The sequence below is a fragment of the Pseudomonas sp. PL-6 genome, from assembly GCF_054110165.1.
Genome location: NZ_CM134189.1, coordinates 1831587 through 1843384, shown reverse-complemented (window position 1 = coordinate 1843384; position 11798 = coordinate 1831587). Strand labels below are relative to the sequence as shown.

At 64.5% G+C, this 11798-nt stretch carries 9 protein-coding genes; 2 read left to right on the top strand and 7 right to left on the bottom strand.

All coding sequences use genetic code 11. The annotated features are described in order from the left end of the window. Genes nqrF through ACW9UL_RS08470 form a run of 6 tightly spaced genes read right to left on the bottom strand, consistent with a single transcriptional unit; the run spans position 1 to position 5855 of the window. A complete protein-coding gene (nqrF, locus tag ACW9UL_RS08495; RefSeq protein WP_021445500.1) occupies positions 1–1227 on the bottom strand; it encodes an NADH:ubiquinone reductase (Na(+)-transporting) subunit F in 1227 nt (408 codons plus the stop codon). A gap of 15 nt (positions 1228–1242) precedes the next feature. Further along, positions 1243–1851, bottom strand: a complete 609-nt coding sequence (gene nqrE / locus ACW9UL_RS08490) for an NADH:ubiquinone reductase (Na(+)-transporting) subunit E (RefSeq protein WP_021445499.1) — start codon at positions 1849–1851, stop codon at positions 1243–1245. Beyond that, positions 1851–2525 (bottom strand): NADH:ubiquinone reductase (Na(+)-transporting) subunit D, encoded by a 675-nt coding sequence (locus ACW9UL_RS08485; protein WP_177342921.1) that lies wholly within the window; start codon positions 2523–2525, stop codon positions 1851–1853. The genes nqrE and ACW9UL_RS08485 overlap by 1 nt, the downstream gene beginning before the upstream one ends. Then, positions 2522–3310, bottom strand: a complete 789-nt coding sequence (locus tag ACW9UL_RS08480; RefSeq protein ID WP_031303644.1) for a Na(+)-translocating NADH-quinone reductase subunit C — start codon at positions 3308–3310, stop codon at positions 2522–2524. The genes ACW9UL_RS08485 and ACW9UL_RS08480 overlap by 4 nt, the downstream gene beginning before the upstream one ends. Continuing rightward, the gene (locus ACW9UL_RS08475; protein WP_122107251.1) at positions 3303–4514 is read right to left on the bottom strand and encodes an NADH:ubiquinone reductase (Na(+)-transporting) subunit B; all 1212 of its coding nucleotides are present in this window, start codon (positions 4512–4514) and stop codon (positions 3303–3305) included. The genes ACW9UL_RS08480 and ACW9UL_RS08475 overlap by 8 nt, the downstream gene beginning before the upstream one ends. 3 nt (positions 4515–4517) lie before the next feature. After that, positions 4518–5855 (bottom strand): Na(+)-translocating NADH-quinone reductase subunit A, encoded by a 1338-nt coding sequence (locus ACW9UL_RS08470; RefSeq protein WP_457790126.1) that lies wholly within the window; start codon positions 5853–5855, stop codon positions 4518–4520. A gap of 277 nt (positions 5856–6132) precedes the next feature. Here ACW9UL_RS08470 and ACW9UL_RS08465 point away from each other — a divergent pair, with 277 nt between their 5' ends. Then, positions 6133–6684 carry a chalcone isomerase family protein gene (locus ACW9UL_RS08465; protein WP_021445494.1) on the top strand — a complete coding sequence of 184 codons (552 nt, stop codon included), beginning with the start codon at positions 6133–6135 and terminating at the stop codon, positions 6682–6684. A 42-nt stretch (positions 6685–6726) separates the two neighbouring features. Here the strand turns inward: ACW9UL_RS08465 and ACW9UL_RS08460 are convergent, their stop codons facing one another. Continuing rightward, positions 6727–8193 carry a glyceraldehyde-3-phosphate dehydrogenase gene (locus ACW9UL_RS08460; RefSeq protein WP_457790124.1) on the bottom strand — a complete coding sequence of 489 codons (1467 nt, stop codon included), beginning with the start codon at positions 8191–8193 and terminating at the stop codon, positions 6727–6729. 131 nt (positions 8194–8324) lie between these two features. Between ACW9UL_RS08460 and mfd the strand changes: the two genes are divergently transcribed. Beyond that, complete coding sequence (gene mfd, locus ACW9UL_RS08455; protein WP_457790122.1) at positions 8325–11786, top strand: transcription-repair coupling factor; 3462 nt, start codon at positions 8325–8327, stop codon at positions 11784–11786. Positions 11787–11798: the final 12 nt, after the last annotated feature.

Here is an 11798-nt window from a genome sequence, read left to right as displayed (position 1 = left end):
TTAGCCGCCGAAGTCGTCGAGGAGAATGTTCTCCGGCTCGACGCCCAGGTCGGTCAGCATCTTGATCACCGCGGCGTTCATCATGGGTGGGCCGCACATGTAGAACTCGCAATCCTCCGGAGCCGGGTGGTCCTTCAGGTAGTTCTCGTACAGCACGTTGTGGATGAAGCCTTTCAGGCCGGTCCAGTTGTCTTCAGGCAGCGGGTCGGACAGCGCCAGGTGCCACTTGAAGTTGTCGTTCTCGGCCTGCAGCTGGTCATACTCTTCGACGTAGAAGGCCTCGCGCATGGAGCGCGCGCCGTACCAGAAGCTGATCTTGCGCTTGGATTTGAGGCGCTTGAGCTGGTCGAAGATGTGCGAACGCATCGGCGCCATGCCGGCACCACCACCGATGAAGACCATCTCGGCGTCGGTGTCCTTGGCGAAGAACTCGCCGAAGGGTCCGTACACGGTGATCTTGTCGCCCGGCTTGAGGCTGAACACGTAGGAACTCATCTTGCCCGGCGGCAGATCGTCCTTGCCGGGGGGCGGCGAGGCGATACGGATGTTGAACTTCACCAGGCCGCGCTCTTCCGGGTAGTTGGCCATGGAATAGGCACGGATCACGGTCTCGTCGACCTTGGACACGTACTTCCACTGGTTGAACTTGTCCCAGTCGCCGCGGTACTCCTCCTGGATGTCGAAGTCCTTGTAGTACACGGTGTGCGGCGGGCATTCCAGCTGCACGTAACCGCCGGCGCGGAAGTCGACGTTCTCGCCTTCCGGCAGTTTGAGCGTCAGCTCCTTGATGAAGGTGGCCACGTTCGGGTTGGACTCGACGGTGCACTCCCACTTCTTCACGCCGAAGACTTCTTCCGGCACCTCGATCTTCATGTCCTGCTTGACCGGGGTCTGGCAGGACAGGCGCCAGCCCTCGCGGGCCTCGCGCTTGGTGAAGTGCGACTCTTCGGTGGACAGCATCTCGCCGCCGCCGGATTCGACGATGCACTTGCACTGGGCGCAGGTGCCGCCGCCGCCGCAGGCGGAAGACAGGAACACGTTGTTGTCGGCCAGGGTCTGCAGCAGCTTGCCGCCGGCCGGCACCACGATGGTTTTTTCGCCGTTGATCTCGATGCTCACGTCGCCGCTGGACACCAGCTTGGCGCGCGCGGCGAGAATGATCAGCACCAGCGCCAGAACGATGGCGGTGAACATGCCGATGGCGAGGAAGATTTCGTAATTGATCATCTGCTCATCCTTTCCTTACAGCTGCACGCCGGAGAAGGACATGAAGCCCAGCGACATCAGACCGATGGTGATGAAGGTGATGCCCAGACCCTGCAGGCCAGCCGGCACGTCGCTGTACTTGAGCTTCTCGCGAATGCCCGCCAGCGCAGCGATGGCCAGTGCCCAGGAGACGCCGGCACCGACGCCGTAGACGGTGCTCTCGGCCAGGTTGTAGTCGCGCTCGACCATGAACAGCGAGCCACCCATGATGGCGCAGTTCACGGTGATCAGCGGCAGGAACACACCGAGGGCGTTGTACAGCGAGGGCACGTACTTATCCAGGGTCATTTCCAGGATCTGCACGATGGCCGCGATCACGCCGATGAAGGTCAGCAGGCCGAGGAAGGACAGGTCCACCTCAGGCAGGCCGGCCCAGGCCAGGGCACCATCCTTGAGGATGTTGGTGTAGATCAGGTTGTTCACCGGCATGGTGATACCCAGCACCACGACCACGGCGATACCGAGACCGATGGCGGTTTCCACCTTCTTGGAGATGGCGATAAAGGTGCACATGCCGAGGAAGAACGCCAGCGCCATGTTCTCGACGAACACCGCACGGACGAACAGGCTGATGTAATGCTCCATTAGTAGGCCTCCTTGTTGGATACCTGAGGCGCCATCTTGTAGGCGTTCTTCTCAACCTGGTCTTTCTTCCAGGCGCGGATGCCCCAGATGAACAGACCGATCAGGAAGAAGGCCGAAGGCGGCAGCAGCAGCATGCCGTTGGGCTGGTACCAGCCGCCGTCGTTGACCACCGAGAAGATCTCGTAGCCCATCAGCTTGCCCGCGCCGAACAGCTCGCGGATCACGCCCAGGGCGATCAGCATGGCGCTGTAGCCGAGACCGTTGCCGATCCCGTCGAAGAACGACAGCACCGGCGGGTTCTGCATGGCGAAGGCCTCGGCGCGGCCCATCACGATGCAGTTGGTGATGATCAGACCGACGAACACCGAGAGCTGCTTGGACAGGCTGAAGGCGTAGGCCTTGAGCACCTGATCCACCACGATCACCAGGGAGGCGATGATCACCATCTGCACGATCATGCGGATCGAGCTGGGGATCTGGCTGCGGATCAGCGAGATGAACAGGTTGGAGAAACCGGTCACCAGGGTCAGCGCGGCGGACATCACCAGCGCGGTCTGCAGGTTCGAGGTCACCGCCAGGGCCGAGCAGATCCCGAGGATCTGCAGGCCGATGGGGTTGTTGTTGAAGATCGGATTGAGCAGGACTTCTTTAATAGTCGGCTGCGACATGATCAGGCCTCCCCTGCACGCAGGTTAGCGATAAACGGACCGAAGCCGTTCTGGCCGAGCCAGAACTTCAGCAGGTTGTCGACACCTTTGCCGGTGAGGGTGGCGCCGGCCAGGCCGTCGACCTGGTGCGCGGCCTTCGGACCCTGCGGATCGACGCTGCCCTTGACGACTTCCACGGCCAACTCGCCGTTGTCGTCGAACAGGGTCTTGCCCGGCCACTGGCCCTTCCACTTCGGGTTGTCCACCTCGCCGCCGAGACCGGGGGTCTCGCCGTGCTGGTAGAAGCCCATGCCCACCACGGTGTTCAGATCCCCTTTCACCGCGATAAAGCCGTGCAGGGTCGACCACAGGCCGTAGCCGCGCACCGGCAGGATCAGGGTTTCCACCTGGCCGTCCTTCTCCACCATGTACACGGTGCTGAAACGCTCCTGGCGCTTGATCCCGGCGATGTCGTCACTGCCTTTCAGCACGCTGGACAGGCTCGGGTCCTTGGACGCCTTGAGCGGATCGAAGGTGATCGGGTTGTGCGCATCGGAGAACTTGCCGCTCTCCAGGTCCACCAGCTTGGCGGTGATGGTGCTGTTGAACAGCTCCTTGACCTTGGCCGCTGACATGCCCGCCTCGCCCAGACCGGCGATGGCCAGGATGCTGCGCTGCTTGTCGAGCAGGCGGTTTTCCACCTGGGTCGGCTTCAGGGCGATGGCGGCGCCGGCGACGAACACCGAGCACACCAGGCACACCAGCAGGGCCACCGTCAGGGTGCGGACGGTGGATTCTTTTTGACTAGACATTGCGTGCCAGCCTCCGCTTGATATTGGCTTGAACGACGAAGTGGTCGATCAGCGGTGCAAACAGGTTGGCGAACAGGATCGCCAGCATCATGCCCTCGGGGAAGGCCGGGTTGACCACGCGGATCAACACCACCATCACACCGATCAGGGCGCCGAAAATCCACTTGCCGGTGTTGGTCATGGAGGCCGACACCGGGTCGGTGGCCATGAAGAACATGCCGAAGGCGAAACCGCCCACCACCAGGTGCCAGTACCAGGGCATGGCGAACATCGGGTTGGTGGTCGAGCCGATGGCGTTGAGCAGCAGAGACAGGCCGATCATGCCCAGCATCACGCCGGCGACGATGCGCCAGGCGGCGATCTTGGTGATCAAGAGCACCAGGCCGCCGATGGCGATGGCCAGGGTGCTGGTCTCGCCCAGCGAGCCGTGAATGGTGCCGACGAAGGCGTCCATCCAGGTGATGCCGTGGTTGATCACGTTCTCCACGCCGCCGGAAGCCGCCAGGCTCAGCGAGGTGGCGCCGGCGAAGCCGTCCACCGCGGTCCACACCGCATCGCCCGACATCTGCGCCGGGTAGGCGAAGAACAGGAAGGCACGGCCGGTCAGCGCCGGGTTGAGGAAGTTCTTGCCGGTACCGCCGAACACTTCCTTGCCGATCACCACGCCGAAGCTGATGCCCAGGGCCACCTGCCACAGCGGAATGCTCGGCGGCAGGATCAGGGCGAACAGCACGGAGGTGACGAAGAAGCCTTCGTTGACCTCGTGCTTGCGGATCGAGGCGAACAGCACTTCCCAGAAGCCGCCGACGATGAAGGTCACCGCATAGACGGGCAGGAACCAGGCAGCGCCCTGGACGAAGTTGTCCCACAGGCTGCTGGGATCGAAGCCGGCCAGCGAGCCGATCAGGGCGAAGCGCCAGCCTTCCTGGCTCGCCAGCAGCTCGGGGCTCTGGGCGAAGATCAGGTTGGCCTGGTAGCCGGTGTTCCACATGCCGAAGAACATCGCCGGGAAGGTGCACAGCCACACGGTGATCATCATGCGCTTGAGGTCGATGCCGTCACGCACGTGGGCGGTGGTCTTGGTCACGCTGCCGGGGCGGTAGAAGAAGGTGTCGATGGCCTCGTAGAGGGCGTACCACTTCTCGTACTTGCCACCCTTCTCGAAGTTGTGCTCGATCTTGTCGAGGAATGCACGAATGCCCATGGCTTAACCCTCCTTCTCGATGCGGCTGAGGTTATCCCGCAGGATCGGGCCGTATTCGTACTTGCCGGCACAGACGTAGGTGCACAGCGCCAGATCTTCTTCGTCGAGTTCCAGGCAACCCAGTTTCTGGGCCATCTCGGTGTCGCCGACGATCAGGTAGCGCAGCAGTTGGGTCGGCAGGATGTCCAGCGGCATCACCGCTTCGTAGTTGCCTACCGGCACCATGGCGCGCGGGCTGCCGTTGGTGGTGGTGGTGAAGTTGAACAGCTTGGCGCCGGCCAGCTTGGAGACGAAGATGTTCAGCACCGAGTGCTTGTTAACCCCGGCACGCAGGTAATGCATCATCTCGCGGTCGTTGCCCTCGCCCAGGCACGACACCTGGTTGTGGTAGCGGCCGAGGAAGGCGAAGGCGCCCTGAGCGGTACGCCCGCCGAACACCGAGCCGGAAATCACCCGATTGAAGCCGGGCTTGAGTTCGCCGGCGGTGAGCTCTTCCAGGCTGGCGCCCAGACGGGTGCGCAGCAGACGCGGCTGCTCGGCGACCGGACCGCCCAGCGCGACCACGCGCTCGACGAACAGCTGACCGGTGGTGAACAGCTTGCCCACGGCGATCACGTCCTGGTAGCCGATCTGCCACACGCTCTTGCTGGCGCCGACCGGGTCGAGGAAATGAATGTGGGTACCCGGCAGGCCGGCCGGATGCGGGCCGGCGAAAGCCTCGCTCTGCACCTTGGCCAGCTTCTCGCCGGGCAGGTTGGCGCCATCGGCCTTGCACAGGAAGACCTTGGCCAGGTTACCCAGCACTTTCAGGCCATTTTCGAAATCGGCGGCATGCTCGGCGATCACCACGGCCGGATCGGCGGCCAGCGGATGGGTGTCGACGGCGGTGACGAAGATCGAACTGGGCACGGCATCGATGGCCGGCACCTTGCTGAACGGACGCGTGCGCAGCGCGGTCCACAGGCCGGACTGCAGCAGGTTCTCGCGCACCTGGGCGTCGCTCAGCGCATCGAGCTGAGCGGCCGGGTACTGGGCGAAGGTTTCCTGCTCGTCGCCGTCGATATCGATCACCAGCGACTGCAGCACGCGCTTCTCGCCGCGATGAATGGCGCTGACCACGCCGGCAGCCGGTGCGGTGTAACGCACGCCGGGGGTCTTCTTATCGGTGAAGAGCAGTTGACCGAGCTTGACCCGATCACCGACCTGCACTTCCATCGTCGGCTTCATCCCGTGATAGTCGAAGCCGATGACGGCGACACTGCGCACGGGCCTGGCGGCCTCGATACGCTGTGCCGGCGCACCCGTTATGGGCAAATCGAGCCCATGCTTTAGTTTGATCATAGGTTTGCCTAACCACTGATTTAGAAAGCTTTTTATAGGACAGGGGCAGCAGCCGAAGGTCTAATAGACTCAACCACGCCGATGCATTATTGGCGTGGATGATGATGCCGAACCTGGGTAAAAAATCCGCTTGATTATAAAGACGCCCCCCGAGGCTGGCCACCCAAGCGCTTGCTTTTTTTGACTTTTCGGTAACAGCGCGCAACAGATCGCGACTTGACCCGGATCAGCCTTCGGCGCAATTAAATAGAGCCTTTCCAGCCCGGGGATAGCCGCCATGCCGCGCGCCCTGCTCGCCCTCCTCCTGACCCTCGCCAGCCCGCTGCTGCTGGCCAACAGCGACCTGCGCCTGCGCGAAGCGGCCTTCGCCCCGCAGGTGGCGCAGCTCGAACGCAAGAACCAGGCGGTGCTCACCTACCTGTGGGCCGACGTCTACGCCGCCGCGCTCTACACCCCCAACGGCATCAGCCCGCGCGAGGCACTGAACGGCCCGCACGCCAAACGCCTGGAGCTCTACTACTTCCGCAACATCGCGCGCAGCGATGTGATCAAGGCCGCCTGGCTCACCCTCGAACGCCAGCTCGACGCCCAACGCCTGGCCGCCCTGCGCGATGAGCTGGACGCCCTGCACGCGACCTTCAAGGACATTCGCCCCGGCGACCGCTACGCCCTCGACTACGACCGCGAGCAGGGCCTGCGCCTGCTGCGCAATGGCGAAACCGCCTTTCGCAGCGCCAACCCCGAGCTGGCCGACGCCTACCTGGGCATCTGGCTGGCGCCCGACGGTCTGTCCGACAAACTGCGCGACCAGCTGCTGGCCGGCCAATAAAAAACGGGAGCCGAAGCTCCCGTTCTTTATTACCCCTGGCGCTTAGCGCGGGAAGGCCGGCGGGTTGACCCCAGCCATGTCTTCCATCACTCGCACCACCTGGCAGCTGTAGCCGAACTCGTTGTCGTACCAGACATAGAGCACGACGCGGTTGTCGTTGCAGATGGTGGCTTCGGCATCGACCACACCGGCATGGCGCGAGCCGACGAAGTCGGTGGACACCACTTCCTGCGAGCTGACGAAGTCGATCTGCTTCTGCAGATCCGAGTGCATGGCCATCTGGCGCAGATACTCGTTGATTTCCTCGCGCGTGGTGGCCTTCTCCAGGTTCAGGTTGAGGATGGCCATCGACACGTTCGGCGTCGGCACGCGAATGGCGTTGCCGGTCAGCTTGCCCTTGAGCACCGGCAACGCCTTGGCGGCGGCGGTGGCGGCACCGGTCTCGGTGATCACCATGTTCAGCGCGGCGCTGCGGCCACGGCGGCTGCCCTTGTGGAAGTTGTCGATCAGGTTCTGGTCGTTGGTGTACGAGTGCACGGTTTCGACGTGGCCGTTGACGATGCCGAACTTGTCGTTGACCGCCTTGAGCACCGGCACGATGGCGTTGGTGGTGCAGGAGGCCGCGGAGATGATCTTGTCGTCCAGGGTGATCTCGCCATGGTTGATGCCGTGCACGATGTTCTTCAGCGCGCCCTTGCCCGGCGCGGTCAGCACCACGCGGTCGACACCCGGGCACTTGAGGTGCTGGCCGAGGCCGTCGGCGTCGCGCCATACGCCGGTGTTGTCCACCAGCAGGGCGTTCTTGATGCCGTACTGGGTGTAATCCACCTCGGCCGGCGACTTGGCGTAGATCACCTGGATCAGGTTGCCGTTGGCGGTGAGGGTATTGTGCTCCTCGTCGATGGTGATGGTGCCATCGAACTTGCCGTGTACCGAGTCGCGACGCAGCAGGCTGGCGCGCTTGACCAGGTCGTTGTCGGCGCCCTTGCGCACGACGATGGCGCGCAGGCGCAGGCCGTCGCCGCCACCGGTCTTCTCGATCAGGATACGTGCCAGCAGGCGACCGATACGGCCGAAGCCGTACAGCACCACGTCGGTGCCTTCGCGACCGGCGCCATTCTGCTTGCCGACCACGTCGGCCAGCTCGTCCTTGACGAACTGCTCGACGCCGCGCCCGGCGCCCTCGGCCTTGTACTTGGCGACCAGCTTGCCCAGGTCCACCGAGGCGGCGCCCAGCTTGAGCTCGCTCATGGCCTTGAGCATGGGGAAGGTGTCATGAACCGACAGTTCGGCTTCGCCTTCCAGACGGTGGCGGGCGAAACGGTGGGCCTTGAGGATGTCGATCACCGAGCGGTTGATCAGGCCGCGGCCATAGATCGAGGTCACCACATTGTTGTTGCGGTAGAGCTGACCAATCAGCGGAATCATCGCTTCCGCGAGGGCTTCACGATCGATCCATTCACCGAGACACTGGTCGGGCTTCTGAGTCACGGGCAGTACCTTCCACATGTAGGGGCTGAAAAAAGGGGCTACATTATGACGGCGCGCGCGGGCATGAGCAATGCGCGCCTGTCGCGACTGACATTGACCACCAAGCCCCGCTACAATTCCCGGCCTTTTGTCACGACCGTGAGCCGCCCGTGTCCGCAACGACCGCGTCCGTACTGCGTCTTCCGTCCCTGCCCGCCAGCGCCGGCAAACAGCAATGGGGCAACCTGCCCGGCGCCGCCCTGCCGCTGGCCATCGCCGAGGCCGCCAGCGCCGCCGGGCGCCTCACCCTGGTGCTCACCGAGGGCAGCCAGAGCGCCGAGCGCCTGCAGGAAGAACTGGCGTTCTTCGCCCCCGATCTTCCGGTGCTGCATTTCCCCGACTGGGAAACCCTGCCCTACGACGTCTTCTCGCCGCACCAGGACATCATCTCGCAGCGCATCGCCGCACTCTACCGCCTGCCGCAGCTGACCCGCGGCATTCTGGTAGTGCCGATCACCACCGCCCTACACCGTCTGGCGCCGAAGCGCTTTCTGCTCGGCAGCAGCCTGGTGCTGGACGTCGGCCAGAAGCTCGACGCCCCGCAGATGCGCACGCGCCTGGAGGCGGCCGGCTACCGCTGCGTCGACACCGTCTACGAGCACGGCGAGTTCGCCGTGCGCGGCGCGCTGATCGACCTCTTCCCCATGGGCAGCGACACGCCCTACCGCATCGACCTGTTCGACGACGAGATCGAGACCCTGCGCACCTTCGACCCGGAGACCCAGCGCTCGGTGGACAAGGTCGAGTCGATCCGCCTGCTGCCGGCGCGCGAGTTTCCGCTGGAGAAGAAGGCCGTCAGCGATTTCCGCGGACGCTTTCGCGAGCGCTTCGACGTGGATTTCCGCCGCTGTCCGATCTATCAGGATCTTTCCAGCGGCATCACCCCGGCCGGCATCGAGTACTACCTGCCGCTGTTCTTCGAAGAAACCGACACCCTGTTCGACTACCTGCCGGGCGACACCCAGGTGTTCTCCCTGCCCGGCATCGAAAAAGCCGCCGAGCACTTCTGGACCGACGCGCGCAGCCGCTATGAGGATCGCCGCGTCGACCCGGAACGCCCGCTGCTGCCGCCGGCCGACATCTTCCTGCCGGTGGAGGACTGCTTCGCCCGCCTGAAGAGCTGGCCGCGCATCGTCGTCAACCCCGAGGATATCGAACCCGGCGTCGGCCAGACGCGCTTCGACGCCAAAGCGCTGCCGGATCTGGCGATTCAGGCCAAGGCCGGCGAGCCGCTGGCGGCGCTGCGCCGCTTCATCGAGGAATACCCGGGCCGCGTGCTGTTCTGCGCCGAATCGGCCGGGCGCCGCGAGGTGCTGCTGGAACTGCTCGCCCGGCTCAAGCTCAAGCCGAAGGAAGTCGAGGGCTGGCCGGCCTTCGTCGCAAGCCACGAGCGTTTGGGGATCTGCATCGCCCCGCTGGACGAAGGCCTGCTGCTCGACGACCTGGCGCTGATCGCCGAAAGCCCGCTGTTCGGCCAGCGCGTGATGCAGCGCCGCCGCCGCGAGAAGGGTCGCGACGGCGGCGACAACGTGATCAAGAACCTCACCGAGCTGCGCGAAGGCGCGCCGGTGGTGCATATCGACCACGGCGTCGGCCGCTACCTGGGCCTGGTGACCATGGAGTTCGACGGCCAGGCCGCCGAGTTCCTCGCCCTGATGTACGCCGAGGAAGCCAAGCTCTACGTGCCAGTGGCCAGCCTGCACCTGATCGCCCGCTACACCGGCAGCGACGACGCCCTGGCGCCGCTGCACCGCCTCGGTTCGGAAACCTGGCAGAAGGCCAAGCGCAAGGCCGCCGAACAGGTGCGCGACGTCGCCGCCGAACTGCTCGATATCTACGCCCGCCGCGCCGCCCGCGAAGGTTTCGCCTTCCAGGACCCGGCGCTGGACTACGCCAGCTTCAGCGCCGGCTTCCCCTTCGAGGAGACCCCGGACCAGCAGGCCGCCATCGACGCGGTGCGCGGCGACATGCTCGCCGGCAAGCCGATGGATCGCCTGGTCTGCGGCGACGTCGGCTTCGGCAAGACCGAAGTGGCCATGCGCGCGGCCTTTATCGCCGTGCACAGCGGCAAGCAGGTGGCCGTGCTGGTGCCCACCACATTGCTCGCCCAGCAGCACTACAACAGCTTCCGCGACCGTTTCGCCGACTGGCCGGTGAAGGTCGAGGTGATGAGCCGCTTCAAGAGCGCCAAGGAAGTCGAAGGCGCGGTGCAACAGCTGGCCGAAGGCAAGGTGGATATCGTTATCGGTACCCACAAGCTGCTGCAGGACGACGTCAAGTTCCACAACCTGGGTCTGGTGATCATCGACGAGGAACACCGCTTCGGCGTGCGTCAGAAGGAACAGCTCAAGGCCCTGCGCAGCGAGGTGGATATCCTCACCCTCACCGCCACGCCGATTCCGCGCACCCTGAACATGGCCGTAGCCGGCATGCGCGACCTGTCGATCATCGCCACCCCGCCGGCGCGCCGCCTGTCGGTGCGCACCTTCGTCATGGAAAGCAACCAGCCGACCATCAAGGAAGCGCTGCTGCGCGAACTGCTGCGCGGCGGCCAGGTGTACTACCTGCACAACGACGTGAAGACCATCGACAAGTGCGCCGCCGACCTCGCCAAGCTGGTGCCGGAAGCGCGCATCGGCATCGGCCACGGGCAGATGCGCGAGCGCGAGCTGGAACAGGTAATGAGCGACTTCTACCACAAGCGCTTCAACGTGCTGGTGGCCTCGACCATCATCGAGACCGGCATCGACGTGCCCAGCGCCAACACCATCATCATCGACCGCGCCGACAAGTTCGGCCTGGCCCAGCTGCACCAGTTGCGCGGCCGCGTCGGCCGCAGCCACCACCAGGCCTATGCCTACCTGCTCACGCCGCCACGCAAGCAGATGACCGACGACGCGCAGAAGCGCCTGGAGGCCATTAGCAATGCCCAGGACCTCGGTGCCGGCTTCGTCCTGGCCACCCACGACCTGGAGATCCGCGGCGCCGGCGAGCTGCTCGGCGACGGCCAGAGCGGGCAGATCCAGGCGGTCGGCTTCACCCTCTACATGGAAATGCTCGAACGGGCGGTCAAGGCCATCCAGAAAGGCGAGCAGCCCAACCTCGACCAGCCGCTGGGCGGCGGCCCGGAGATCAACCTGCGCGTACCGGCGCTGATCCCCGAGGACTACCTGCCCGACGTGCACAGCCGCCTGATCCTCTACAAGCGCATCGCCAACGCCACCGACGAAGACGGCCTGAAGGAGCTGCAGGTGGAGATGATCGACCGCTTCGGCCTGCTGCCGGAGCCGACCAAGCACCTGATGCGCCTGACCCTGCTCAAGCTGCAGGCCGACAAGCTGGGCATCGTCAAGATCGACGCCGGGCCGCAGGGCGGGCGCATCGAGTTCGCCGCCGAGACCTGCGTCGACCCGCTAACCCTGATCAAGCTGATCCAGGCGCAGCCCAAGCGCTACAAATTCGAAGGCGCCACGGTGTTCAAGATCCAGGTGCCGATGGAGCGCGCCGAAGAGCGCTTCAACACCCTGGAGGCCCTGCTCGAACGCCTGGCCCCACAAGCCTCATCCACCTGAAGGACAAAACGC

Coding starts and splice junctions, on each gene's coding strand:
- ACW9UL_RS08480 (WP_031303644.1), bottom strand. CDS start 3,310: ATGTCTAGTCAAAAAGAATCCACCGTCCGCACCCTGACGGTGGCCCTG.
- nqrF (WP_021445500.1), bottom strand. CDS start 1,227: ATGATCAATTACGAAATCTTCCTCGCCATCGGCATGTTCACCGCCATC.
- ACW9UL_RS08465 (WP_021445494.1), top strand. CDS start 6,133: ATGCCGCGCGCCCTGCTCGCCCTCCTCCTGACCCTCGCCAGCCCGCTG.
- ACW9UL_RS08470 (WP_457790126.1), bottom strand. CDS start 5,855: ATGATCAAACTAAAGCATGGGCTCGATTTGCCCATAACGGGTGCGCCG.
- nqrE (WP_021445499.1), bottom strand. CDS start 1,851: ATGGAGCATTACATCAGCCTGTTCGTCCGTGCGGTGTTCGTCGAGAAC.
- ACW9UL_RS08475 (WP_122107251.1), bottom strand. CDS start 4,514: ATGGGCATTCGTGCATTCCTCGACAAGATCGAGCACAACTTCGAGAAG.
- ACW9UL_RS08460 (WP_457790124.1), bottom strand. CDS start 8,193: ATGTGGAAGGTACTGCCCGTGACTCAGAAGCCCGACCAGTGTCTCGGT.